The organism is Arthrobacter sp. R3-55, assembly GCF_054161505.1.
In genome coordinates, this window is sequence record NZ_CP096423.1 from 954,056 (window position 1) to 978,269 (window position 24,214).

The 24,214-nt window shown below is 63.2% G+C and carries 22 protein-coding genes; 15 read left to right on the forward strand and 7 right to left on the reverse strand.

The window, feature by feature from the left end; all coding sequences use genetic code 11:
* Positions 1–15 precede the first annotated feature (15 nt).
* The 3 genes from M1D51_RS04565 to M1D51_RS04575 all read left to right on the forward strand — a co-directional run bounded on the left by M1D51_RS04565 (position 16) and on the right by M1D51_RS04575 (position 3,485).
* Entirely contained in the window at positions 16–657 is a 642-nt protein-coding gene (locus M1D51_RS04565; RefSeq protein WP_458109544.1) for a Poxvirus protein I5, read from the forward strand.
* 104 nt (positions 658–761) lie between these two features.
* Positions 762–2,060, forward strand: a complete 1,299-nt coding sequence (locus M1D51_RS04570; RefSeq protein ID WP_458108699.1) for an MFS transporter — start codon at positions 762–764, stop codon at positions 2,058–2,060.
* Positions 2,061–2,195: 135 nt separating this feature from the next.
* A complete protein-coding gene (locus M1D51_RS04575; RefSeq protein ID WP_172323647.1) occupies positions 2,196–3,485 on the forward strand; it encodes an ABC transporter substrate-binding protein in 1,290 nt (429 codons plus the stop codon).
* Positions 3,486–3,543: 58 nt separating this feature from the next.
* On the opposite strand, the gene M1D51_RS04580 is transcribed toward M1D51_RS04575, so the two are convergent.
* Together M1D51_RS04580 and M1D51_RS04585 are read right to left on the reverse strand one after the other, a co-directional pair.
* Complete coding sequence (locus M1D51_RS04580) at positions 3,544–6,735, reverse strand: family 78 glycoside hydrolase catalytic domain (RefSeq protein ID WP_458108700.1); 3,192 nt, start codon at positions 6,733–6,735, stop codon at positions 3,544–3,546.
* Complete coding sequence (locus M1D51_RS04585; protein WP_458108701.1) at positions 6,732–8,810, reverse strand: DUF6807 family protein; 2,079 nt, start codon at positions 8,808–8,810, stop codon at positions 6,732–6,734. Before M1D51_RS04585 ends, M1D51_RS04580 begins: the two co-directional genes overlap by 4 nt.
* A gap of 340 nt (positions 8,811–9,150) precedes the next feature.
* Here M1D51_RS04585 and M1D51_RS04590 point away from each other — a divergent pair, with 340 nt between their 5' ends.
* The 10 genes from M1D51_RS04590 (at position 9,151) to M1D51_RS04635 (ending at position 18,075) form a co-directional block, all read left to right on the forward strand.
* On the forward strand, positions 9,151–9,858 hold the full coding sequence (locus M1D51_RS04590; RefSeq protein WP_458108702.1) for a YesL family protein: 708 nt from the start codon (positions 9,151–9,153) through the stop codon (positions 9,856–9,858).
* Positions 9,859–10,083: 225 nt separating this feature from the next.
* Entirely contained in the window at positions 10,084–11,613 is a 1,530-nt protein-coding gene (locus M1D51_RS04595) for an extracellular solute-binding protein (RefSeq protein ID WP_458108703.1), read from the forward strand.
* Complete coding sequence (locus M1D51_RS04600; RefSeq protein WP_172325939.1) at positions 11,610–12,584, forward strand: ABC transporter permease; 975 nt, start codon at positions 11,610–11,612, stop codon at positions 12,582–12,584. Before M1D51_RS04595 ends, M1D51_RS04600 begins: the two co-directional genes overlap by 4 nt.
* The gene (locus M1D51_RS04605) at positions 12,584–13,456 is read left to right on the forward strand and encodes a carbohydrate ABC transporter permease (protein WP_458108704.1); all 873 of its coding nucleotides are present in this window, start codon (positions 12,584–12,586) and stop codon (positions 13,454–13,456) included. Before M1D51_RS04600 ends, M1D51_RS04605 begins: the two co-directional genes overlap by 1 nt.
* Positions 13,457–13,484: 28 nt before the next feature.
* A complete protein-coding gene (locus tag M1D51_RS04610) occupies positions 13,485–14,186 on the forward strand; it encodes a rhamnogalacturonan acetylesterase (protein ID WP_458108705.1) in 702 nt (233 codons plus the stop codon).
* The gene (locus M1D51_RS04615) at positions 14,183–14,875 is read left to right on the forward strand and encodes a DUF1961 family protein (protein WP_458108706.1); all 693 of its coding nucleotides are present in this window, start codon (positions 14,183–14,185) and stop codon (positions 14,873–14,875) included. Before M1D51_RS04610 ends, M1D51_RS04615 begins: the two co-directional genes overlap by 4 nt.
* A gap of 50 nt (positions 14,876–14,925) precedes the next feature.
* Positions 14,926–15,933 carry an acetylxylan esterase gene (locus M1D51_RS04620; protein ID WP_458108707.1) on the forward strand — a complete coding sequence of 336 codons (1,008 nt, stop codon included), beginning with the start codon at positions 14,926–14,928 and terminating at the stop codon, positions 15,931–15,933.
* A gap of 219 nt (positions 15,934–16,152) precedes the next feature.
* Positions 16,153–17,295: a 3-deoxy-7-phosphoheptulonate synthase gene (locus M1D51_RS04625; RefSeq protein ID WP_458108708.1), complete on the forward strand. Its 1,143-nt coding sequence runs from the start codon at positions 16,153–16,155 to the stop codon at positions 17,293–17,295.
* Positions 17,296–17,599: 304 nt separating this feature from the next.
* Positions 17,600–17,812, forward strand: a complete 213-nt coding sequence (locus M1D51_RS04630; RefSeq protein ID WP_017199160.1) for a helix-turn-helix domain-containing protein — start codon at positions 17,600–17,602, stop codon at positions 17,810–17,812.
* A 164-nt stretch (positions 17,813–17,976) separates the two neighbouring features.
* Entirely contained in the window at positions 17,977–18,075 is a 99-nt protein-coding gene (locus tag M1D51_RS04635) for a 30S ribosomal protein bS22 (RefSeq protein WP_003792170.1), read from the forward strand.
* A gap of 224 nt (positions 18,076–18,299) precedes the next feature.
* Here the strand turns inward: M1D51_RS04635 and M1D51_RS04640 are convergent, their stop codons facing one another.
* Together M1D51_RS04640 and M1D51_RS04645 are read right to left on the reverse strand one after the other, a co-directional pair.
* A complete protein-coding gene (locus M1D51_RS04640; protein WP_458108709.1) occupies positions 18,300–19,262 on the reverse strand; it encodes a DUF559 domain-containing protein in 963 nt (320 codons plus the stop codon).
* A gap of 148 nt (positions 19,263–19,410) precedes the next feature.
* Positions 19,411–20,244, reverse strand: coding sequence for an HAD family hydrolase (locus M1D51_RS04645; RefSeq protein WP_458108710.1), 834 nt, complete (start codon positions 20,242–20,244; stop codon positions 19,411–19,413).
* 319 nt (positions 20,245–20,563) lie between these two features.
* Between M1D51_RS04645 and M1D51_RS04650 the strand changes: the two genes are divergently transcribed.
* Complete coding sequence (locus M1D51_RS04650) at positions 20,564–20,818, forward strand: glutaredoxin family protein (protein WP_172323563.1); 255 nt, start codon at positions 20,564–20,566, stop codon at positions 20,816–20,818.
* A gap of 76 nt (positions 20,819–20,894) precedes the next feature.
* A complete protein-coding gene (locus tag M1D51_RS04655) occupies positions 20,895–21,602 on the forward strand; it encodes a redox-sensing transcriptional repressor Rex (RefSeq protein WP_216659847.1) in 708 nt (235 codons plus the stop codon).
* Positions 21,603–21,644: 42 nt separating this feature from the next.
* Here the strand turns inward: M1D51_RS04655 and M1D51_RS04660 are convergent, their stop codons facing one another.
* The 3 genes from M1D51_RS04660 to M1D51_RS04670 all read right to left on the reverse strand — a co-directional run bounded on the left by M1D51_RS04660 (position 21,645) and on the right by M1D51_RS04670 (position 24,206).
* Positions 21,645–22,418, reverse strand: a complete 774-nt coding sequence (locus tag M1D51_RS04660) for a hypothetical protein (protein WP_458108711.1) — start codon at positions 22,416–22,418, stop codon at positions 21,645–21,647.
* Between the two features lie 261 nt (positions 22,419–22,679).
* On the reverse strand, positions 22,680–23,399 hold the full coding sequence (locus M1D51_RS04665; RefSeq protein ID WP_458108712.1) for a hypothetical protein: 720 nt from the start codon (positions 23,397–23,399) through the stop codon (positions 22,680–22,682).
* Between the two features lie 255 nt (positions 23,400–23,654).
* On the reverse strand, positions 23,655–24,206 hold the full coding sequence (locus M1D51_RS04670) for a YceI family protein (protein ID WP_172323581.1): 552 nt from the start codon (positions 24,204–24,206) through the stop codon (positions 23,655–23,657).
* Positions 24,207–24,214 lie beyond the last annotated feature (8 nt).

Genomic DNA, 24,214 nt, shown 5'->3' on the forward strand with positions numbered 1-24,214 from the left:
AAGAGAATGAGCACAATGAACGCCGCAGGCAAGTCGTCGCCGAAGCCCGGCATCCCGGTCAACCGCTTCGCCCTCTTCGCTGAGACCATCCTGGCGGGGGTCATCGTGCTCCTCCTCTCCGTCCCCTCGGTGACGGCGCCGGCTGCCTATGCGGCCGGCGTCGCGCACTTGGAAAGGCACCTCAGCGGACGGGATGATTCCCTCCGCAGCTTGTGGGGCAATTTCCGTCGTGCGCTTCCCGGCAGTTGGAAGCTGGGAATCACGACGACGGTAGCCGCCGTCGTGATTGTCCTGAACCTCTTGCTCGCCCTGGTGGGTCAACTGCCCGGGCGCGCCATGATCCTGCCGGCCACACTGATCCTGGCCGCAGCCGGGGCCATCCTCCTGCTCCGCACCGCCGCCAACTGGAGCGGCAGCGTCACCTGGGACGGCGATGCCGGCCTCCAGCCTGCCGACGTACCAGGCCCCGAACGTTGGGCCGCAGCCTATTCGCAAGCCAAAGCCGATTCTGTGCGCGATTGGACGGGTTCCTTGCTGCTGCTCGCGGCACTCTTCATGACGGTGGTCTTCGTGTGGATGCTGCAGGCACTGTTCGTGATCGTTCCCGGGACCCTGGTCCTGGCGGCGGCTGCCATCAAGATCCGCTCCCACCGTTGAGTTTTTGTACAGCTAATGCCCTTTAGGAGCCTCCTTAAGGGCATTAGCTGTACAAAAACTCCATAAGAAACCGACCCAACCCGCTGAATCGAGCAGTCCACTCCGTGTCGCCGCGCCCGTTCCCCCTGCGCCCCCAATCCGCTAAATCCACCAAACCCGCCCCACGTGACGGCTCCACTGAAACCTGGCACTATCCGCTGCGGCACCACAATTACCGGATCTTCGTGGCCCTGTCCCTGGTGGGAAGCGGCGGGGTGTGGATGCAACGGCTGGCGCAGGACTGGCTGGTTCTCCAGCTCACGGGAAGCCCGGCCGCTGTGGGCCTTGCCGTCGCCCTCCAATTCCTGCCCATGCTGGTGGTTGGCCCCCTCAGCGGTGTGTTGGTGGATCTTTTCCCCAAGCGTCGGATTCTCCTGGCCTGCCAATCCGTTGCCGCCCTGTTGGCCGCCGGACTGGCGGTGTGGAACGCCATGGGCGGCACCGACGTCTGGGTTGTCTACGCCTCCTGCATTGCCCTGGGCATCACCAGCGCCATTGACGGCCCTGCCCGGCAAGTGTTCGTCAATGAGGTGGTGGGCGATTCCGGACTTCCTGCCGCCATCGGGTTGAACAGTGCGGTGGCCCAGCTCGGTGCCATGGCCGGTCCCGCGCTTGCCGGGGTGGTCATTGCCCAGGCCGGTCCTGCAGCTGCGTTCGCGGCCAACGCCGGCATTGGCGCAGCAGTGATGGTCATGATCGTCTCCATCAGGCCAGGTGAGCTGCACCAATCGCCCGAGGTCCGTGGGAAGGAACCGCGGCGTGGCCAGATCCTTGCCGGGTTCCGCTTTGTCCGCGAGCGGCCACCCCTGCTGTTGACCATGCTGCTGGCTGGTTTGCTGGGCGCTTTCGGCATGAACGGCCCGGTTGTCCTGGCTGCCTTCGCGGACAGGGTCTGGCACAGTGGTCCCGCCGGTTTCGGCCTGTTCAATACTGTCAGCGCTTTGGGCGCGCTGGTGGGCGCATTGGTGGCAACCCGGATCAAGCGGTTCGGTCGGAAGGGCATCGTGGCCAGCGCCGGGCTCTTCGGGCTGACGCAACTGCTGGCAGCCTTGATGCCCACGCAGGAGTGGTTCGTGGTGATGCTCATTGTGGTGGGCTTCATGACGTTGCTGTTCCTGACCAGCGCAGCCACGGCCGTTCAGTTGGAAGCCGGGGCAAGTGTTCGGGGCAGGGTGCTGGCCCTGTACTTCCCGTTGCTCTTGGGTGGCCACGCGCTGGGTGGTTTGTTGGCGGGATGGCTGACGGAGGACTTTGGCGTCAGGGCAGGACTGGTGGTTACCGGTGCGCTCGGCATGGCGTCGGCAGCTGTGATTGGGTTCCTGCTGTGGCGGTATTCGGTGCGGCGTGCCCGCACCGTGGCCTGAGCGCTTTTGTTATAAGTGATAGCTCAAACAAACAAAAACTCCCTTGACTGGTGATGTAGAGCACACCTAGGCTGAGAAAGCGTTTTCTCCGACGTGCATCTGCAAGAGCTCACCCTGCCCAGACAAGGACCCCAGATGTCGATTCGTGCAACAAAGAAGTTCGCGCTCAAAGCTGCAGCCGCCGCGGCCGTTGTAGCCATCACCATGACCGGATGCGGCAGCTCGCCGCAGGCCGCCTCCGATGGAACAGTCACCCTGCGCTTCAGCTGGTGGGGTTCGGATGTCCGCCACAAAATGACCCAAAAACTCATCGATGCTTTCGAAGCAGAGAACCCCACCATCAAAGTCAAAGGCGAATACGGCGATTGGTCCGGGTACTGGGACAAGCTGGCCACCCAGGTGGCCTCCCAGGACGCTCCGGACATCATTCAAATGGATGCCGCCTACCTGGGCGAATATGCAGAACGCGGCGCCCTCCTGGAGCTCAAGGACGTAGACCTCGGCAAGTTCGATTCCGCCGTGGCAGATGCAGGCAAAGTTGATGGAAAACAGTATGCAGTCACGGCAGGGGTCAACGCCCAAGTGGTCCTGGCCAACCCCTCACTCCTGACGGCAAGCGGTGTGACCTTGCCCGATGACAAAACGTGGACCTGGGACGAATACAACAAAACTGCGGCCGCCATCACCGAGGGCAGCAAAAGTGGGGTGTACGGCTCCGGAGCTGTCAGCGGCGACGCCCCCATGAATCTCTGGTTCCGCCAACACGGCAAGTCGCTGTTCACTTCGGATGGCAAGTTCGGCTTTGACGAGGCGGACTTGACCGGGTGGTACGAATACCAGGCCGAACTCCGCGATTCCAAGGCTGTGCCGCCCGCCTCGGTGATGACCGAGGACGCCACCGCCTCGGTGGACCAGCAGGGCTTGGCCACCAACAGGTTCGGGCTCGCCTGGTATTGGTCCAACCAGCTAAGCGCCCTCACCAAGGCCTCGGGCCAGCCGCTGGAGATCCACCGGCCGCCGAGCACGGACGGCAGCGCGGCCAGTGCCAAGCAGTTCTACAAGTCCTCACAGTTCTGGTCCGCCAGCTCCCGCACCAAGCACCCGGCCGAAGCCCAGAAACTCATCGACTTCCTGGCCAACAATGTGGAGGCCGGAGAAATAGCCCTCGCGGACCGCGGTATCCCGGGTAATTCGGAGGTCCGTGCTGCTGTCCTTCCCAAGCTGACGCCGGAAGACGCCGTTACGGCCAAGTTCATCGACGAGATCTCCTCCGAATTGGGAGACGCCGTCCCGGTGCCGCCGGCAGGTTCCAGCTCCGCCGTCGAGGCTTTTGGGCGATACGGCCTGGAGGTGCACTTCAACCGGATGTCACCGGCAGACGCCGCCAAGAAAGCCATGGACGAAGCCAGGAGCGCGCTGGGTTAGCCCTTGTCCGGTCCCGCGAGACGGCACTTAAACCCAATGCTTCCTGGAAACATGGGTGTTAACTGCCGTCTCGCGGGCCGAACGTCCAGGTTCCAGGCCCTGCCGCTACTGTTCGGTCCGGAAGCACCACTTGGGCAGCTACGCCCGCAGGAATGGTGCAGTCCACCTCCATGCGATCGGCCGTCCGTCGCCAGGAAACGGCAACCACTCCACGCTGGGTAGGTACACTCCCGGCAGCATGTTCCAGCCGGCACACCGGCGGTTGAATCACGACGCCGGACGCTCCCGGAGCGGTCACCCGGACACCGAGGAGGTACTCAAGGATCTCCCGGACAACCGAGGCCGACCAGGCGTGGGACTGGCTGTAGTCTGTGCCCTCTTCGAGTTCCCAGGCCTCCCAGGTGAAGGATCCGCCGGCTTCCAGCAAGCGTGCCCAGCCGGGCTGGGTGGCATCCGTCAGGAGATCCAGCACGCTGTCCACCCGGCCCTGGGAAAGCAAAGCACGGAGCAGCCGGTGCGCCGTCATGGGACCCTGCCGCATTCCCATCCCGGCAATGCGTTCGGCGTCCTTGCCAGCGTGAGCGGCAGGGGTGATGCCCAGTGACAAGGGGAATGAGGTTGCATGTTGTGATGCGTTCAGGCTTGGCCGGCCGTCGGCGTACAGGCCGTCCACCATCACACCGTCCACGCGCAGCAGGGTGTTGATGCGCTCCGCCAGTTGATCCGCCGCTTCCCTGTAGCGTGCCGCCGCCGATGCAAGGCCCGTAGCCCCGCAGAGCCGGCTGACGGCGTCGAGCACTGACCAGCCCTGGGCGTTCACGGTGGTGCGGGCCACGCAGTCCATGTCGTACCCGAAACGGCCCGGCGCCGGCCAGTCCACGATGCCGTGCAGGTACGGACCCGCGCCGCCGCCGAGGTCCGTGACCAGCCCGGCCGTAGTGCCGCTGCCGGGAATGTGCCGCAGCACGTAATCGGCCGTGTCCATTAGCCGGGGGAGCAGTTCCTGGACCAGCGCAGTATCCCCGCTGAGCCGGTGGTAGTCCTCCACCCATTCGGGCATCATGAGCGAGAAATCCGGGATGTCCCGCTTGCCGTCGCCGTTGGGGTAGACGGCGTTGTAACGGCCACGCTCCCCGGGTGAATCCCAGTAGCGCTTGGCAGATCCTGCGAACTCGCGCAGCGCCTTGGCCGTGAAGTGCCGTTCTCCGAACAACGCCATGGTGGCGTACGAGATATTCACCGCATCACCCAGGAACTGGCCTTTCTCCCGGGTGGGCGTGTCCACGAACTGCTCCTGCACGCCGAACAACGCAGAATCCCGGAGGAGGGTGAAGACCCGGTTCAGGGTCTCATCGGAGCTGTGGAAGCTGCCCTCGGCGGGGTGCTCGGCATGGATAATCGTGGCCCCCACACTGCCGAGGTCCTGGAGGTGAACGCCTGGAAATTCGAGGTAGCGGAACCCCAAATGCACCGACGCCGCGTAGCGCTGTGGTCCATCCTTTTGCGTGTAGGGGAACGCCATGTCCGTGTTCTGACTGGCGGTTTTCCCCTTGTCCACGCGGCCATCCGGTTGCAGGGTGTACCCCGCGCGCAGCATCACGGTCCGCCCGTGATGGCCTTGGCGGAACTCCACCACGGGGCGCCCTGGAATCACTCGGCCGAAGTCCGCTACCGGGGTGCCGTCGTCGGCAGTGAAAAGCTCGACGACGGGGGCATGGTTTCGCGCGACGCCGGCGTAGTTCGGGGTCAGCACGGGGAAGTCGGCTACGGGGTGGGCTCCGAGCGAAACCGCCGGGTGCCAGTCCTCCGGAGCCGGCCATGCCGTGGCATCGAAGTGTTCGATGGGGTCGCCCTCGTCGTTGCGGTATCCGCTCTGCCGGTAGGGCCCCTCGGCCACCAACCACCCGGGTCCGGAGCCGAACACGTCCCGCGTGCCGTCGTCGTACTCCACCGTCAACTGGGCCAGCAGCCCCGGCCTGCCCGCCGCACGTCCCTGGCCAGGTCCGTACCAATGCGCGACGGCGGTCACAGCGGCGGTGTTGCTGGAACGCAGTGCGTCCGTGACGTCCGCGGCGTTGTAGAAGTGCTCACCCGGGTATCCGAAATTGGTGGTCTCAAGGCAAGGGCTGCTGTTGAGGCTGAACGCAGCGTGGTGGCTGGCTGCAGCATAGAGGCGGGCCCGGACGACGGGGCGCCTGAGGCTGAAGGTGGCCTTGGCGAGGGTCCACTCATCGGGCTGGCGGAGAGGGGTGCTGGAGTTCCAACCGCTGATGGCACCGGGGGCGGTGAAGTCGCTGCTGAGGAGGGTCTTTCCGTCACGGCTGACGCTCAAGGACAAGTATTCTGCTTGGCTGCGGGGTGCTTGGTGGAACGCGATGCCCGTGCCGGTGCTTGTTCCGGTGCTGGGCGCAACGTCCGCCTCAAGGACTGTGGTGCCGTCAATGGTGACAGTGATACGCCGGCTGTCATCGGTGACCACCAGGTTCTGCCAACCGTTGTGGGGGAGAGCGCCGGCACGGGATGCGGCGGTTGCCTCAAAGGCCGGGGTCTGGGCCAGCGCTTCGGTGGGAGGAACGGACATGGCCCCGATTTCCCAAAGGGGAGCGGGTCGAAGCACAGCCGAACCGTTGTCTTTGATCTCCAGGAGCAGCCCTGTACCGGGCCCATCACTGCGCAGGAGGATCCCGGCAGCACCAAGACGCAACCGCAAGCGGGCTGTGATGACCGTGCTGTCGCCGGCTGACACAGGCCACGGAAGGTGGGGCGAACCGCTCACTCGCAGCAGCCCCTCCACTTGTTCCAAAGGCGCACGGCCTCCGGGGTTCCGATGGATCCACTCGGCGTCCCAGCCGCTGGTTGTCGACTCGGGCAGTCCTGCCGAAGCGAAAAGCCCTGTGCTGAAACTTGCCGGGGCGCTCTGTTCACCCACGGCGCCCGTGGAATCAGTGAGCTGGACGGTCCACTGGTAGTCGGTATCGGGGCTGAGGGTGGGACCAGGTCCGGGGCCTGTGGAGGAGTCATGGTGCTGCTGGTCCGTGACAACGGGGCCGGAATCCCATAGTTCCGTTCCGGCCTGATCCAGCACGCGGAGGCGGTAGGCGCCTTGGAAACATTGCCCGGCACTTGCGGAAGGACCGGGGTCGAGGAGCCACCCGAATTTTGGTTGCGCCGGGGCCATGATGCACCGGTCCAGCCCCTCCGCCGTGAGGCTGGTTGCGAGCAGTGGAGATGCGGGGGCCGCGGAATTCATCGAGCCGCCACCAGGTCCTCGATCTCAGGGATGTCCAGTGTCCCGTCGCTGATCCACACGGTCACGGAACGGGAGAGGGACTCGCCTGCAGCCATCGCCACCGGCGCATCCCAAGCCAACGCCGAGCCGACAGCCGGGTAGTCGCTGCACCGCACAAACCATGGATCCGGCGACTCGGAAGGTGCGGCAAAAACCAGCGTTGCGGGGCCGCCGTCGAACTCTCCGGTCCAAGCCAGCCACGGCGTCACTGAGCCGTGTACGGCGGGTTCGCCTTCGGCTGTGGAGGAGAAGACGCGCGGAGAGGTGTTGACAGGCAGCCGCCAGAAGAAACCGCCGTACCCGCTGCCGGCTGCGCCGTGGGAGCCGGGACTTTCCAGCAAGGCATCCACGACGGCGGTGAGTTCAGTGGTGATGTCCAGTCGCCACGTGCGCTGGTTGAGCAGCGAACGGCGGAAAGTGCGTCGTTCTTCAAGGAGCAATCCGCCATCGGCACCCAGCCATTGGAGGTCTGCGGTGGAGTGCTCCGAGCCCTGGGTGATTCCTGCGATGTCGATCCTGCCGTGATCATCCAGGTCAACATACTTTCCAGCGGAACGTCGGTAGCTGCGGCCGCCCCAGAAGTTGCTGCCGTTGACGTCCTGCAAGGCGAAGCCTGCGCCGAGGTGCCAGACGTGGTCCGACGCCACATGGTCCGTGACCACAATGCCGCTCCGGGTGGTCACCGGATGCAGATAAGGACGTGGAGACAACGCTGCACCGAGTCCGGCTCCGCTGCGGAGGACAACGGCAGGAGTGTCCGCGCCGGGAGCATCATCGCCTGGCGTTTCAGGGCCCGGACGGGCAGCGAATAGTGCCTCGGCTGATTGTGGCCGGGCCCAAGGGAGGCCCAGCTCGGAGAAGGTGGCGTGGGCCAGCGTGGCGCGTTCCAGAATGTCTTCAATCCGGGGGATCACGGCATGGGCTTGGTCTCCGGATCCCACCCACGTGACGAATTCTGTGGGAATCAGGGCCGGCGCCTCGGCTGTCCGGATGGCTTCCAGGACGCGCATGAAGGCTCCGCTGTGATCCAAGGGGCTCAGCAGGGGGACTCCTTCGGAGAGGTGCTGGAGCAGATTCTCCGTGAGATCGTCCCGCCCAAAGACATGGCTGGTCTCGCCGGCTTCGGTGCGCACGGTGACGCGATCTTCGGTGTAGTGGAACACGGCTGTCCCCTCCGTGCCGTGAAGGGTGACATAGGGTTCCACCGACTCCGTGGCGCACAGTGTGAGGGCGCAGGTGATGGGCAATCCGTTGACGGTCTGCATGCGGATCACCGAAGTATCGTCCGCTTCAATATCGTTGGCCCGGTAGAGGTCGGGGTCCACGAAGGCCAGGTCATCTACCTGACGGGCTCCGGCGATACGCAGGGCAGTGGCGATCGCGTGGGCCAAGGGGTTGGTTGCCACGCCATCCACCACGTCCACGCCGTCGAGGCTGCGCTTACCGGCCCAGCGTGAGCGCTTGTAGTAAGCGCGGTCGCGGACCCAGCGGCCGGTAGCTGAGATGCCCTTGAGCGTGCCGATGCCCGGAAGTTCTTCCGTGGCGTCGCCGTTGGCCAGCTGTTCCAAAGCGGCCAGCGCATGGGAACCAAGGCTCTGGAAACCAATTTGGACACTGCGCCGGGCCGAGGCTGCCTCATCCTGGAGTCGAAGGAAGTCCTTCATGGAGGCCACGGGGGGCTTTTCAAGGTAGAGGTGGGCGGGGGAGGCCAGGACGGATAAAGCCAGCGGGGCGTGGGTCTGAATCGGCGTGGCAACAATGATGACGTCCGGGCGGTGGTTTCCGGCCAACAGGTCATCCAGGGTGGCGTGGACATGGGTGGTCCCAGGCAAGGCTCCGGCGGCCGGGGGATGGGGATCCGCCACGGCAACCAGTTCCACCGCTCCTTGAGTGCTCAGCCGCTTGAGGTTGTTGAGGTGGTGTGTTCCAAAGCCGTGGACTCCCACCAGAGCGATTCTGGCAGGTGCGGTCCTGGGCGCCGGGGCAGTAGGGCGCGGGTCAGGACTGGTGATGGACTCGATGGAAGGGGTGTCCATGGCTCTCCTCTGCTGGCGCTGCAACGAAAGCTTTGACGCCGTCGTCAGGGTCATTCACGTAAGTGGTCCGGAAGGTTCAGGCTATACCTAGCAAGCGCTTTCCCAATTCCGGTTCCGCCCAGTGTATCGTGGGTTTCGCGAGAATGTAACGATTCAAGAATGCTCTTGACTCCCGCCTTTCCCAACGTCTAAGTTGACGGGAAAGCGTTTACTAAGTGACATGGCCCACAAGGGCCGACCCCAACTGGCGCATCATCGCGGTTGTTCCGAAACTCATCGGCAGAACTGTCATGGCAGCCATGCGGGCCTGTTCTGCAACGATGGAGAAAGGGGGAGCGGCATGGCCTCTGGTGGATTCGGCTTCCGCGCTTATACGCTCTTCGACACACTCGTGTGGATTGCTTGCTTGAACGTGCTGTGGATGGTGTTCACGCTCCTCGGCGGCATCGTCCTCGGGATCGGACCCAGCACTGCTGCGGCCCACGTCCTGGTCCGCGACAAAGTGCGCGGAAATGCCACGCCCTTAATGCGGCGCTTCGCCCGGGAGTACGTCAGGAACTTTGCCAAGGGCAATGCCCTGGGCCTGCCCCTGCTTGCGGTGGGTGTTGCGTTGACCCTGAACTGGGGCTATTTCTCGGCGGGCTGGGACTTTGGTTCGCAGATAGCGTCCGCGGGAATCCTCATGGCTGCACTCTTCGCCGCCGGAACGGTCTGCTACCTCTTTCCCATGTTCGCCCGCTATGAACTGTCCATTCCCGGGTACTTCCTGATGTCCTCACGCTTTGCCATGCGGCATCTGGCGGGAACCGTGATTCTGCTGTTCGTGACCGCTGCCGCCTTCTTCGTCTGCCGGTCGGTTCCGGGGCTGATCCCGTTCTTCGGTGTAGGGGCCTGGCTGTATGTCACGGGCTGGCTCTGCGACCGCTTCTTTACGGCGAACGACGACGCGATGTCGGCCCAGGTTGCCGGCCCGCCCCTGGCCGGCGAAGCAAACGCCGGCCGTCCCGCGTCCACGCCCACCCCCAGCACGGAGGCCAGCCTTGCCTGAGTTCAACCGCTCCCGCCCCGCCTTGAGCGGGCCGCCTGTCCTTCACCGTTCCCTTGATATCCAAGGAAGCAGTGAGCTCGTTCCCGGCGCCGCTGGCGCGAGCACAAATGAAACGTATCAAGATGCGAGTGGCCAGCATGTATGGAGCCTCAAGAGGTTTCCTGGTGCGCCGTCAAAGCAAGAGTCGAAAGACACCAACCCCGATGAAGTGGAGCAGGTAAGAAAATGATCCGTAGAAAACACACGTTGGCCGCCGCCGTCGTAGTTTCCGCAGCCTTGGCGCTGACCGCCTGTGGTGGCGAAGCGCCGGCGTCGGACCTTTCCTCCGTCAAGATCATGGCGCCGTTCCTGGAAGCGCAGCCGCCCACGGCTGATGGCGCGGTGCAGAAGAAGCTCGAGGAACTCACGGGCAAGGACGTCAACATCACCTGGACGCCCAACGCCTCCTACGAAGACAAGATGAACATCACCTTGGCGTCCTCTGAGATCCCGCACGTCCTGGTGGTCCAAGGCAAAACGCCCGGCTTCGTGAAGAACGCCGAAGCGGGCGCCTTCTGGGACCTCACAGACAAGCTGAACGACTACCCGAACCTGAAGACCACCTTCCCGGAGGTCCAGCAGAACGCCAGCGTCAACGGCAAGGTCTACGGCGTATACCGTGGCCGCAACCCGATCCGCGCCGCGGTCATGTTCCGCCAGGACTGGATGGACAAGCTGGGGCTGAAGGCACCCGAAACCACCGAAGACCTTTACAAGGTAGCCAAGGCGTTCACCGAGCAGGACCCGGATGGCAACGGCCAGAACGATACCTATGGCATCACCATCCCCAAGTGGGGCGCCCTGGGGACCAACAGCCCCTATGACCTGATCGAGACCTGGTACGGCGCCGGCAACCGCTGGACCGAGCGGGACGGCAAACTGGTCCCCAGCTTCGAAACCGATGAATTCCTCGAAGCCAACCGCTTCATCAAGAAGATGGTGGACGAGAAACTCATCAACCCCGATTTCGCCACGTTCGACGGCACCAAGTGGAACGAGCCGTTCTTCAACGGCAAGGGCGGCATCATTGTGGACGTCGACTCCCGAGTCAGTGTGCTGATCAACCTCTTCAAGCAAGCCAATCCGAACGACTTCGAGAACAAAGTGGGCTTCGTCGGCAGCCTCAAGGGACCCGACGGCGAGCTCCACGCCCACCCCACCGACGGCTACTCCGGCTTCCTGGCCATTCCCAAGTCCAGCGTCAAGACCGAGGCTGACCTCAAGAACGTCCTGGGCTTCCTGGACAAGCTGAACAGCAAGGAAGTCGCCATCCTGATGAACAATGGGATCGAAGGCGTGAACTTCACCGTGGAAGAAGGACTGGCAGCCACCATCAAGCCCGAAACCCCCGAGGGCAAGGTGGTCAACACGGACATCAAGAGCTTCGCGCAACTGGGCACCAACGTCACGGGCAACAACTTCTACCCCGTCAAGCAGGCCTCCGAGTACGAACAAAAGATCTTCGATGACCGTGTCTCCGTCATGGCCGAGGACCTCAAGAGCGCTGTGTACAACCCGGCAGCCGCCTTCGTCTCTCCCACCTACGTTGCCAAGGGCGCGCAGTTGGACAACATCGTGGCCGATGCCCGCATCAAGTACTTGGCAGGGCAGATCGACGAGCAAGGCCTGAAGGACGCCATCAAGCTGTGGAACACCAGCGGCGGTGACAAGGTCAAGGAAGAAATCAATAAGCTCTGGCGGGAAAACAAGAAGTGACTGCCCCGGTTGTAGAAGCCAAAGCTTCGGAGCGGGTGGCCACCAAGCCGCCCGCCCCGGCGCGGCGGCGCGGGTTTGCCGTCCACTTCGCACACTACAAGTGGCTGTACCTGCTGTTGCTGCCCGGGGTCCTGTACTTCGCGATTTTCCGGTACGGGCCCATGTATGGCGTGTCCATCGCCTTCAAGGACTACGTTCCGTTCCTGGGCGTCAACGGCAGCCCCTGGGTGGGTGTCACCCACTTCACGGACTTCTTTGCCAACCCCGATTTCCCGCGGTTGCTGGGCAACACGCTGATCCTGGCGTTCCTGAACCTGGGCATCGCGTTCCCGCTCACCATCATCCTGGCGTTGCTGCTCAACGAGGTCCGTCTTTCGGTGCTCAAACGCACGGTCCAGACACTCGTCTACATCCCGCACTTCCTGTCCTGGACCATTGTTGCGTCGTTGAGTTTCCTGCTCTTCGCCCTGGACATCGGACCTCTGTTCCAGTTCGTCAACGGGTTGTTCGGCACCAATGTGGATATCCTCTCCGATCCCAACTGGTTCCGGCCGTTGATCGTGCTCCAGGAAATCTGGAAGAACACCGGCTGGGGCACCATCATCTTCCTTGCCGCGCTGGCCACCGTTGACCAGGACCAGTACGAGGCAGCGATCATCGACGGCGCCGGCAGGTTCCGTCGCGTCTGGCACATCACCTTGCCCGGTATCCGGTCCACCATCATCGTGATGCTCATCCTGGCCATCGGGCAGATGCTCAACACCGGCTTCGAGCAGATCTACCTCATGACCAACGCACTCAACCGCAGCGTGGCAGACGTCTTCGATACCTACGTGTACTTCGTGGGCATTACCCAAGGCGCCTACAGCTACAGCACCGCCGTCGGGCTCTTCAAGTCCCTGGTGGGAATCGTGCTGATCTTTGGCACCAACTGGCTGTCCAAGCGGTTCAACCAGAGCGGACTGTTCTAATGAAGATTCACAACACCCGGGGCGGGCGGGTCTTTGATGCCGCGAACTACGTCTTCCTGAGCTTCGTGGGCATCATCACCCTGCTGCCGTTTGTCTACGTGATTGCAGGCTCCTTCGCCAACGAAGCCGAGATCACGCGGCGGGCGTTCTTCGTCTGGCCGGAGCAGTTCACCCTTGGCGCCTATGAGTACATTTTCTCCACGCCCGCCTTCACCAGGGCACTGATCACCACGGTGCTGGTCACGCTGGTGGGCACGTTGATCCAGCTCATCCTGACCGTCACCATGGCCTACCCGTTGGCGAAGAAGAACCTGCGGGGCCGGAAGCTGATCATGTCCCTGGTGGTCTTCGCCATGGTCTTCTCCGGCGGCATGATCCCCACGTTCCTGCTGGTCAAGGACCTGGGCCTGCTGAACTCCTACTGGGCCTTGATCCTGCCTGCGGCCATCAACCCGTTCAGCCTGATCATCATCAAGAACTTCTTCCAGGAACTCCCGCAGGAGCTGGAAGAGTCCGCCAAAATGGACGGCGCCACTGAGATCGGGATCCTCTGGCGGATCCTGCTGCCGTTGTCTAAACCGGTGCTTGCCACGTTCGCGTTGTTCTACGCGGTGGGGATCTGGAACGATTTCATGTCCCCGCTGCTCTACCTCAGCGATAACAACATGTGGACCCTGCAGATGTACCTGCGCCAGGTCACGGCGGCCTCGGACCTTCTGGGCACCGGCAACGTGGATCCCTCTTATATCCCTCCCGAGCAAGGCATCAAGTTTGCCGTGATCGTGGTGGCCACCCTGCCCATCCTGATCTTCTACCCCTTCCTGCAGAAGCACTTCGCCAAGGGCATGCTGATCGGTTCGGTCAAGGGCTAAGCACCGCGGTTTCGATGAAAGGACACCGATGAAAATCCTCCTCGCGGGCGACTCCACTGTGGCTGCCTGCCCCAGCTTCGAGTACCCAATGAGCGGTTGGGGTGCCCACTTGGCGCCCGAGACGTACTGGTGGGGTGCCGTCCACAACTACGCCAAGGGCGGCGCCACCACGGAGTCGTTCCGCGAGGAGGGGCTTTGGTACCAGCTCATCAACCAGACCGTCCAAGGGGACGTTGTCCTGATCCAGTTCGGGCACAACGACCAGAAACGTGAACACCTCACCGCCCGCACCGGCTTCACCGAAAACCTCAAGCGCATGGTGGCGGAGGTCCGCAGCAAGGGCGGAATCCCCATCCTCTGCACCTCGGTGGAGCGCCGGCATTGGCTTGATGGCACGCTGGAGGCCACTTTGGGGGACTACCCGGCGGTGGTCCGGGAACTTGCCGAGGAGCTCGGCCTTGACGTGATCGACCTCAACCAATGGACGCGCGGGCTTTACGAGGAACTGGGCGAGGACGGGTCCAAGGAACTTTTCTGCCATTTCGCTCCTGGTGAGCACGCGCATTGGGCCGGCGGTCTTGAGGACAACACCCATTTCCACGAGAAAGGGGCCCGGCGGATCGCGGCCTTCGTGGCGGAGCAGTTGGAGGCCCTCGGCTATGGCTTGTCGGCGACGCTCACTGCGGGGGCGCGTGGGGCGGGGTTGCGCAACGCGGGGGCGCGTTCGTGATTCACTCCAACCCGCTGCGGGGTCCTGCGGACGTGGCTGATTGGGTGGCCGAGGGGCCGGTCCAGCTTGCTGCACAGGTTTTCGAAGCGCCCGACGACGGCGGGCCCGGCTTGGGTGCCGACGGCAGCAGTGCTCTGGTCCTGTCCGGTTCCCTTGACGCCAAAGAGCACGGCGACCACGCGCACTGGACGCTGTGGTGCCCCCAGGAGCTGCCCGATCACGTGCGGATCAGCTGGGAGTTCCTTCCTATGGAGGAGCCGGGCTTGGCCATGGTGTTCTTCGCTGCGCGGGGGCACGGCGGCGAAGACCTGTTTTCTTCCGCTCTGGCTCCGCGTACCGGTTTCTATCCGCAATACCATTCGGGAGATATCGACGCCCTCCACGTCTCCTATTTCCGGCATAAGCACTCATCTGAACGTGCGTTCCGGACCTGCAATCTCCGCAAGAGCGCGGGTTTCGAACTCGTGGCGCAGGGAGCCGACCCGCTTCCTCCCGCCGAGGACGCCGACGGATTTTATGGCATCGAGGTGGTCAAAGACGGTCCGCGTGTGGCCTTCTCCATCAACGGGCTGCCGCTCTTTGAGTGGATGGATCCCAGCCCGCGGCCCTTGGGCGGCGGGTACTTCGGAATACGTCAGATGGCACCTCTCAAAGCCGCCTATCGCAACCTGTCCATCACCGACCTTTAGCCGCCGTTCCCTGTGACGGGGCACACGAAACCATGACGTAGGATGTCCACATGCCCCTCTTTGACCTTCCTCTTGAGCAGCTCCGCCACTACACCTCAAGCGCGGTTCCTCCGGCAGATCTCGCTGCCTTCTGGGACCGCACCATCACCGAGGCCAGATCGCTTCCGCTCGACGCCGTCTTCGAGCCCGTGGAGAACTACCTCTCCGTGATCGACACCTTTGACGCCTCCTTCTCCGGCTTCGGGGGAGACCGCATCAAGGGCTGGCTTCACGTGCCCGCACAGCGTGAGGCGGGGGAGCAGCTACCCGTGGTGGTGGAGTACATCGGCTATTCGGGCGGCCGCGGGCTGGTCAACCAGAACACCCGCTGGGCCCAGGCCGGCTACGCGCACTTCATCATGGACACTCGGGGCCAAGGCTACGGCGGTGTTTCTGGTGACACCCCGGACCCGCACCCTTCGGCCGGCGGGAACAACTACGCAGGGCTCATGACCCGCGGAGCCGATCACCAGGACAACTACTATTTCCGCCGGGTCTACGTGGACGCGTTCCGGGCCGTGGAAGCGGCACAGAGCCATCCCGCCGTCGACCCTTCCAAGGTAGTCCTGTCCGGCGTCAGCCAAGGCGGCGGCATTACCGTTGCGGCCGCGGGGCTCACGGCAGGAAGGCTCGACGGCGTCATCGCCGCGCTCCCTGACGTCCCCTTCCTGCAGGACTTCCCTCGCGCGATCGACATCACCCCGCGCGGCCCGTACCCGGAAATTGCCGGGTTCCTGGGGCGTCACCGCGACAAATATGAGCCGATGCTGGCGGTGTTCAACTACTTCGACGGCGTGCACCTGGGCCGTGCTGCCACCGTGCCTGCACTCTTCTCAGCTGCCCAAATGGACGACATCTGCCCTCCGTCCACCGTTTTCGCCAGCTACAACAACTACGGGGTTTCCGGCGGTGCGCCCGAAAAGGACATCGAGGTATACCGGTTCAACAACCACGAGGGCGGGCAGGAACACCACTGGATCAGGCAACTGCAGTTCCTGCGCAAACTTTTGTCATCATGACGGACGCAATTTGCCCGGTGTGAAGAACCGCGGTTATGGTGTGGCTATGACAAACCGTTGGTATGCGTATTTTTCGTTGGCTCTGGAGGGGCCCGCGTCTAACTGACACGCATCCAACTTCCTTCAGAGCCAACAGGGCAGAGATCATTCTCTGCCCTTCGCCATATCCGGCGGGTTCTGAAAAGGGGCCCGCTCCGCATCCCGGAACAGGACCCAGACATGACCAGCATCGCCGCAGAACCCACCGATTCGCTTGACTCCGCATCAGAGGCAGCACAGCCCGCTACCTCCAATTTGCGGGTGGCCCGCTTCGAGCCGCTTCCGGCGCCCCATGACCTCATCGCTGAGTTGCCGCTGGATGCCCGCTCAGCTGCCGTCGTCGACCGCGGCCGTGACCAGGTCCGAGCCATCATGGACGGCGTTGACGACCGCCTGCTGGTGATCGTTGGTCCGTGCTCCATCCACGATCCCAAGGCCGGCCTCGAATACGCCCGCCGGTTGGTCAGCCAGGCGGAGAAGCACAAGGAAGACCTGCTGATCGTCATGCGGACCTACTTCGAGAAGCCCCGCACCACGGTTGGCTGGAAGGGCCTCATCAACGATCCCCACCTCGATGGCAGCCATGACATCGCTGCGGGCCTGCGCGCAGCCCGTGGCTTCCTGAAGCAGGTCACTGCCCTCGGGCTGCCCACCGCCACCGAGTTCCTGGAGCCCATCAGCCCGCAGTACATGGCTGACCTTGTCTCCTGGGGCGCGATCGGTGCCCGCACCACCGAAAGCCAGATCCACCGCCAGCTCGCCTCCGGATTGTCCATGCCCATCGGCTTCAAGAACGGCACCGACGGCGATCTGCAGGTGGCCATTGACGCTTGCGGCGCCTCTGCCGCTGAGCAAGCCTTCCTGGGGATCGACGACGACGGCCGCGCGGCTCTCGTCGCAACCTCCGGCAACCCGGATACCCACGTGATCCTGCGCGGCGGACGCAAGGGGCCCAACTACTCAGTGGACGATGTTGCAGCTGCTTCCGCCAAGCTCGCCTCCAAGGGGCTGAACCCGCGCTTGATCGTGGACGCAAGCCACGCCAACAGCGGCAAGAGCCACCACCGCCAGGCAGAGGTGGCCCTGGAAATCGGTGCTCAGCTTGAGGCAGGGGAGACCTCGCCCATCGCCGGCGTCATGTTGGAGAGCTTCCTGGTAGGCGGAGCCCAAAACCTGGATGTGGCCAAGCAACTTTCCGGCGAGCAGGAGCTTGTCTACGGCCAGAGCGTCACGGATGCGTGCATGGAATGGGACGTCACGGCCTCGGTGTTGGAGCAGCTGGCAGCCTCGGCCCGGAAGCGCCGCGCGGTGGTTGCCCCGTAGTATCCCGAGGCGGCGGTTGGTTGGTCCGGCTCCGTTTCGTGGCTTTGCTGCGCAACGGGCCGTTCGCCCGGCACTCCAGGCAGCGAGCCCACGAATCGGGCGCTGCGGGTGAGCGGCGGGGGCGCGGCAGGTCAGCTGCAGGTCAGCTGAGGAGGGAGGAAGTGTGGTCCCACTTTGCGGAAATGCTTTCACATTGGCCCCATCAGCCTCTAGAGTATCTAGCACATGGTTGTTGGATGGCTCAGCATCGGCACACCGTTCTACTGGGGGTGTCCTACTGTCTGAGAGCAAAGGAATATGGGAAATGTCCGCAGAGACTAACTTCTCGAATGCGCGTTTCATGACGGTGGCCGAAGTGGCCGACGTCCTGCGTGTTTCCAAAATGACCGTGTATCGCCTGGTCCACTCAGGGGAAATGCCCGCCGTCAGGTTTGGCCGTTCCTTCAGGGTTCCTGAAGAGGCTGTAGCCCAGTACCTCAAGGGTGCTGTGGTGGATGGGCAATCCGAGACCGCCTGAGGCTCCATGGGTCCGTCCCGCGGACCATGGTCACAGGGTGCCCCTTTGAAGCGGTACTCTGTTAAGGAACGTTTTACGTCAATGTAAGAATCTGTCAGTTGTACTTGTCTGCTTCCGCGGATCTGTTCCAACAGACAGGAACTTCTAGTTTGTAAGGAACTTTCGTGGGTTCAGTTATTAAGAAGCGCCGCAAGCGTATGGCCAAGAAGAAGCACCGCAAGCTGCTTCGCAAGACCCGCCACCAGCGTCGCAATAAGAAGTAGAGATACTTCATCAAGCGTGAATGCCCGTTGCCTCTCGAGGCGGCGGGCATTTTTGCACCCTCTTCCACATCCCTCGGGTTTGATGCTGGCCCTCTTGCAGGTCCCTCGGGTTTGACGCCAACCCTCTTGCAGGTCCCTCGGGTTTGAGGCCAACCCTCTTCCACATCCCTCGGGTTTGGCGCCGACCCTCTTTCACGTCCCTCGGGTTTGTGGCCGGCCCTCTTTCACGTCCCTCGGGAAAAGCCTGAACTGACCGCAGGATCCTGCCATGCTGACCGCAAAGCACCCTTGATCTTCTGGGTGGCTGACCGAAAGTTGTCCGCCAGGTCATCTTTACCGAACTTGAGGACTACCCAGCCCGCTGCTTCAAATGCCTTGTCGCGTCGCCGATCACTATAGATCTGTTCCCGCCCGAGGTGGTGACCGCCGTCGTACTGTAGTGCAAGGCGTCGAGATCGGAAGCCCAAGTCTGCGGACGGCGAGAATGGGTCCTTGGGGCGGAGATGCACCTGTAACTCCGGTTCGGGAATGCCGGCGTCCAACATCGCCAGGCGGAGCAGTGACTCCGGCGCGGAATCGGAGCCGATACGCATCAAGTCGAGGGCTTCTCTTGCCCGAACAACGCCCTGCAGGTTCTTGTGCTTGTCCACTAACCGGCGGAGCGCGTCCGGTGTGGTGAAAGGGGTATCGCGATCCTCGAATTCCGAGCGGGGCTTGCGGATGAGTTCGTCGCCCATGCAGACGAGCTCAGGAAGCGGAAGGCGCCTGGCGAGATCTAACCAGGTCCGCGCTCTGGTGCTCATTCGGATGCCGTCGACCCACTCGATCTCGTCGGCGAAGGCTACCAGCGTATGTCCGATCACTCCTTTGCGCCGCACCGGCGGGAGGTGCCTCGGCTTGCTGAGATGCAGTTCGTTGGAATCTGACAACCACGGTGGAAGGGATGCTCCATACAGTCTCGCGGCCGTCACATGGGAGATCCAGGCGCCAGGACTTGCTGCCGACAGCGATCGTGCTGCCGCCGACAGTTCGAAATCCCAGTCCGACGGCCGATAAAGGCCGCGGCTGACCCCCAGTATTTTGCTGCGATTCCAGAGGTGCGATTGCTTCAGGCCTGCGGCCTCGGCCTCGGCGAGAGTAAACGGCGCGTCGATCATTTGGAGCGGGAGGGGTGCGGCTTTTTGCATAACTGGCATTCTTGCCCAGAAACGCCTCAGGCATGGGAAGTTATCCACAGGTCGCTAAAGCCGTTGTCGGGATCTGGCAGAGGGTTGGGTTGATGCCCGAGGGATGTGGCAGAGGGTTGGGTTGATGCCCGAGGGATGAGGGAGAGGGTCAGATGCGGGGGCCGCGGAACCGTGAAAAGCCACGCCACAGTCCGTACACCGCTCCGCCCACCGTGGCGGCCTTTAGCCCTAGAGTTGCTGCCCGGCGGCCGGCGCGGAAGTCGTAAACGGGCCAGTTATTCTCACGGGCATGCCGCCGCAGCTTCGCATCGGGGTTGATGACCACGGGATGGCCCACCATGGTAAGCAAGGGGATGTCGTTGGCGGAATCGCTGTAAGCCCAGCAGTGGTCCAGGTCCAGACCTTCCCTGTCTGCCACGATCTGGACTGCGACTGCTTTCGCGGGGCCGTGCAGAATATCTCCCACGAGCTTCCCTGTGTACATGCCATCTTCCACTTCACCCACTGTGCCAAGGGCGCCGGTCAGTCCGAGCCGTGTGGAAATGACGGTTGCCACCTCGATGGGTGTGGCCGTTACGAGCCAGACTTTGCGTCCCACCCTGAGATGCTGCTCCGCCAAGGCCTTGGTTCCAGGCCAGATCCGCGACTCGATCATTTCGTCGTAGACCTCCTCGCCCAAGGCTTTGATGTCATCCACCGTGATACCGGAGGCAAGGGTCAATGCTGAGTCACGGACGGAGTGGACGTCGTCCATGTTCTCGCCGCGCATGACGAACTTGAATTGTTTCCATGCGAAACCCGCGGCTTGCGACAGCGTGAAGGCTTTGCGTTCGTACATCTTGCGGGCTACGTGGAAGAGGCTGGCGCCCTTCATCAAAGTGTTATCAACGTCGAAGAATGCGGCTTCACCTATGCGCTTATGCACGATGTCCTTCTGCACCAAGGCATCTGCGACCACGGCGGCGTTCTTCTCCTCGGGCATGCCTTGAGTCTAGTCAATAGCCGGGGCCGGTGTTGAGGGCGCACGGGTGGGATAGGCGCGGGATGTGGGAGAGGGACGGTGGGGAGGGGGTGGGATGTGGAAGAGGGCGGTGGGATAGGCGCGGGATGTGGGAGAGGGACGGTGGGATAGGCGCGGGATGTGGGAGAGGGACGGTGGGGAGGGGGTGGGATGTGGGAGAGGGACGGTGGGGAGGGGGTGGGATGTGGGAGAGGGACGGTGGGGAGGGGGTGGGATGTGGGAGAGGGACGGTGGGGAGGGGGTGGGATGTGGGAGAGGGTTGGGCCGGTACCTTAGATGCATGGCTCTTCCCGACGTTGTCCTCCTGACCAAAGCTGACTGCCACCTGTGCACCGAGGCGCGTGCCGCCGTCGAGCGTGTCACAAAAAGTCTTGGCGTGCAGTGGACCGAACAAGGGATCGACGGCGACCCGCAACTGCAGCAGCGCTTCGCGGAGGAGATTCCCGTGGTGCTGGTCAATGGTATCCAGCGTGATTTCTGGAAGATCGACGAGGAACGGCTTACCCGCACCCTGAAGAAGGTCCTGGAGGACTGAAGGTGGGGTTACCCGCTAGTAGTTGCTTTTGTTGACTCCGGCCGGGGGTCATAGAGTGGAACAACAAAGCGACGCAATGGAGAATACCGTGACTGCGCTGGAACCGTCCCCGGAGGCTGCCGCCGGGGACAACGAACCTGCCACCAAGCAGATCCCGCCCGCGGCTGTGGCCCGGATGACTCTCTATTTGCGCGCGCTGAACTCTTTGCTGGCTGAAGGCGTGGAGCGGGTGTCGTCGGAGGCGCTGGCCGAGGCCTCGGGCGTCAGCTCATCCACACTGCGCAAGGACCTCTCGTACGTGGGCTCCTACGGGACACGCGGTGTCGGCTATGAAGTCCAATACCTCAGCCGCCACATTGCCGCCGCTCTAGGCCTGACGCACGACTGGAAGGTCGCGATTGTGGGCGCCGGTAACCTCGGCAAAGCCTTGGCACGCTATGGCGGCTTTGAGTCCCGGGGTTTTGACGTCGTAGCGATCTTTGACGCCGACCCCATGGTGATCGGCAACGAAGTGGGCTGGTTGCGCGTCAGTGACTCGGCGGAACTTGAGCGGGTTCTGGAGAGAACCCACACCAACATGGTGGTGCTGGCGTTGCCGGCCACAGTAGCCCAGGCTGTGTGCGACCGCGTGATTGCCGCCGGCATCCGGAGCATCCTGAGCTTTGCGCCGGTGCTGTTGCAGGTCCCTCCGCATGTGAACCTTCGCAAGGTGGACATGGCCACGGAGCTTCAAATTTTGGCGTATCACGCACAACGGGCGCAGACACCGGGCCAGGCTGTTTAGCCTTCGCCGGGTCCACGCCCGCATTTGGGTATTCGGAAGTGCTTAGCGGCCGTACGGGTTCTGGTACGGGTTGCCGAACGGCTGTGCCTTGCGGAAGTAAGGAGCCGACGCCGGCAGGTACAGCATGACGATCGCAGCAACGCCCAGCAGGATCACGATCAGCTGCAGGATGCCGTACGTGGCACCAAACTGGAACAGGCTGGTGAGACCCAGGACGGAGATTGCGGCGAAGACGGTGCCCAAGATTCGGGCCCAGTTCTTGCCCTTGCGAACAGGGAAAGCGACCAGCGCGTAGAGCCCAAGGCCCACGATGGCGCCGACTACCGCGCTGACGCCGATCACGCCGCGCATGCCTTCCATGGATCCCGCGGGGATGTCGGTGCCCTGCTGGGATGCCTGCTGGTTCATGGCGTTGATGAAAGCATCAGCTCCGGTGGTGGCCAACAACAGTGAGCTGATGGCGGAGAGAATACCGGCTGCAATGATCATCCAGAAGGCGTAGTTCACCATGGGCGGGACAGCGGTGGGGCCCGGTTGCTGGCTGGGCCAGTTGGTGTCCTGGCCGTATTGCGGAGCGCTAGGCGCCTGGCCGTAGGGGGAGGACTGCTGGCCGTACTGAGGAGCGGCGGGCTGGCCGTACTGCGGTGCGGCGGGGCTCTGCTGGCCGTACTGCGGCGCGGAAGGCTGGCCGTACTGCGGTGCAGCGGGGCTCTGCTGGCCGTACTGCGGCGCTGAGGGAGCAGCGGGCTGGGTGCCCGGCTGCTCGGGCTGGTTGGCATCGCCCGGGTTTGACGGCGGGTACGGAGGGTTGCTCATGGCATTCCTTTGCTTGTTCGACTGCTGGTGCGGCCGCCGGGATCAGCAAAATGACCCTGCCCCCAGCGTGGTTCTGCTTCCACCGTACCTCCCGGGTCTGACGCTGCAGATGATCCCACGCAGGAATTTCCTGCTCAAGGCAAAAATCATCATCTTGGCTTACGCCTGCATGATGAAGGCCGCGGTAATCCGGGAGGATTGACCGCGGCCTTCTGCGCACATGCAGCCGTTCAATGAACGACGACGACACTTGCGTCTGCGCTATACGTGACCTTTGACTGCCTTGAACCAAAGCTGTGAATTGGGGAGCCACATCAGGACTACGGCTACCGCGCTGACGAGGAAGCCGAACCAGTTGCTGCCCAGGCCCGTGCTGGATCCTCCTGCGCTGGCGGCACTGAAGATGGTGAGCAGCAAGGAAATTCCAGCCACGACGGTGAGGGCGAGCCGGGCCCACTCCTTCCCCTCCTTCATCTTCATGGCCAGGACCACCTGGGCCGCAGCTACAGCGAGGGTGAGGATGAGGATGATCAAGAGGATCCCCGCAACGCCGGGGGCGAAGGCGAAGAGCGCGATGATGGCAAAGAAGCCGATGAGTCCGAACAGGAGGCCCAGGAGTCCGGAGATCACCCAGATGAAGTAGGAAACCTTCAGCTCGGTGGGGAGGCCCTGGGTCTTGAACATTCCAGAGAAGCCGCCCTGGGGCATGACGTCATTGAAGTTGCGGGGCCCGTCGGTGGGCATTTCGAAGTGGAAACCGGGTTGCCCCGGGCGTGAACCGGGCGGGGTCTGGCCGGGCGGGGTCTGGCCCGGCGGGGTCTGGCCGGGCTGGGAATACTGCCCCGGTTGCGACGGCGGCTGGTAACCCTGGGGTGGCTGGTAGCCCTGCGGAGGCTGGTAACCCGCAGGAGGAACATTGCCGGGCTGCGGAGGCTGGGAGCCGGGCTGCTGTGGCTGTGGTGCTTCGTCTGGGGTACTCATGGCATCACTGTAGACCGCGGGTTGAGGGTTGCATAGGAACTTCGGAGCCAACTCGCAGGTAAATACAGGCTGTTTGCCGAACAATTGCGGGGTGCCTTACGGATATGCGAAACGGCGCCCCCACAGAGTGAACTGCGGAGGGCGCCGTTTGGCATGCTGCGCTTGGGATCAGCGTCTTGTTGGTCAGCCGCGGCGTTGTGCGGCGGGGATAACGAACAAGGGCGGGACCCATGCACCCGGGCCGGGAGGGAGGGACTATGCGGCAGCCGGTGCGATGAAAGCGAGCTCCAAGTTGATGACAACCTTGTCGCTGACCAGGACGCCACCGGCTTCGAGGACGGCGTTCCAGGTGAGGCCGAAGTCCTTGCGGCTGATGGTGGTTTCGCCGGAGACGCCCGCACGGGTGTTGCCGAAGGGATCCACTGCGACACCGTTGAATTCGGTCTCGATGGAAACCTCCTTGGTCACACCCTTGATTGTGAGATCGCCCACGAGGTCGAAGCTGTTGCCGTTGGCCTTGACGTGGCGGGAGACGAAGGTGATTTCCGGGAACTTCTCCACATCGAAGAAGTCTTCGCCCTTGACGTGGCCATCGCGGTTGACGTCGCCGGAGTCGAAGCTGGCGGTCTGGATGGTGGCGTTGACCTTGGAATCGGTCAGGGTTTCGCCGACCTCGAGGGTGGCCGAGGCGTCCTTGAACTGGCCGCGGACCTTGCTGATACCTGCGTGGCGGACGGTGAAGCCGATCTCGCTGTGGGAAGCGTCGAGGGTCCAGGTGCCGGTGGTGACGGAAGCGGGGAGAGTCATCATGGTGT

What these genes read in the sequence shown, in the direction of transcription:
- M1D51_RS04565 (WP_458109544.1), top strand. Translation starts at nt 16, where the DNA reads ATGAACGCCGCAGGCAAGTCGTCGCCGAAGCCCGGCATCCCGGTCAAC.
- M1D51_RS04575 (WP_172323647.1), top strand. Translation starts at nt 2,196, where the DNA reads ATGTCGATTCGTGCAACAAAGAAGTTCGCGCTCAAAGCTGCAGCCGCC.
- M1D51_RS04580 (WP_458108700.1), bottom strand. Translation starts at nt 6,735, where the DNA reads ATGAATTCCGCGGCCCCCGCATCTCCACTGCTCGCAACCAGCCTCACG.
- M1D51_RS04585 (WP_458108701.1), bottom strand. Translation starts at nt 8,810, where the DNA reads ATGGACACCCCTTCCATCGAGTCCATCACCAGTCCTGACCCGCGCCCT.
- M1D51_RS04590 (WP_458108702.1), top strand. Translation starts at nt 9,151, where the DNA reads ATGGCCTCTGGTGGATTCGGCTTCCGCGCTTATACGCTCTTCGACACA.
- M1D51_RS04595 (WP_458108703.1), top strand. Translation starts at nt 10,084, where the DNA reads ATGATCCGTAGAAAACACACGTTGGCCGCCGCCGTCGTAGTTTCCGCA.
- M1D51_RS04605 (WP_458108704.1), top strand. Translation starts at nt 12,584, where the DNA reads ATGAAGATTCACAACACCCGGGGCGGGCGGGTCTTTGATGCCGCGAAC.
- M1D51_RS04610 (WP_458108705.1), top strand. Translation starts at nt 13,485, where the DNA reads ATGAAAATCCTCCTCGCGGGCGACTCCACTGTGGCTGCCTGCCCCAGC.
- M1D51_RS04620 (WP_458108707.1), top strand. Translation starts at nt 14,926, where the DNA reads ATGCCCCTCTTTGACCTTCCTCTTGAGCAGCTCCGCCACTACACCTCA.
- M1D51_RS04625 (WP_458108708.1), top strand. Translation starts at nt 16,153, where the DNA reads ATGACCAGCATCGCCGCAGAACCCACCGATTCGCTTGACTCCGCATCA.
- M1D51_RS04630 (WP_017199160.1), top strand. Translation starts at nt 17,600, where the DNA reads ATGTCCGCAGAGACTAACTTCTCGAATGCGCGTTTCATGACGGTGGCC.
- M1D51_RS04640 (WP_458108709.1), bottom strand. Translation starts at nt 19,262, where the DNA reads ATGCAAAAAGCCGCACCCCTCCCGCTCCAAATGATCGACGCGCCGTTT.
- M1D51_RS04645 (WP_458108710.1), bottom strand. Translation starts at nt 20,244, where the DNA reads ATGCCCGAGGAGAAGAACGCCGCCGTGGTCGCAGATGCCTTGGTGCAG.
- M1D51_RS04650 (WP_172323563.1), top strand. Translation starts at nt 20,564, where the DNA reads ATGGCTCTTCCCGACGTTGTCCTCCTGACCAAAGCTGACTGCCACCTG.
- M1D51_RS04655 (WP_216659847.1), top strand. Translation starts at nt 20,895, where the DNA reads ATGGAGAATACCGTGACTGCGCTGGAACCGTCCCCGGAGGCTGCCGCC.
- M1D51_RS04660 (WP_458108711.1), bottom strand. Translation starts at nt 22,418, where the DNA reads ATGAGCAACCCTCCGTACCCGCCGTCAAACCCGGGCGATGCCAACCAG.
- M1D51_RS04665 (WP_458108712.1), bottom strand. Translation starts at nt 23,399, where the DNA reads ATGAGTACCCCAGACGAAGCACCACAGCCACAGCAGCCCGGCTCCCAG.
- M1D51_RS04670 (WP_172323581.1), bottom strand. Translation starts at nt 24,206, where the DNA reads ATGACTCTCCCCGCTTCCGTCACCACCGGCACCTGGACCCTCGACGCT.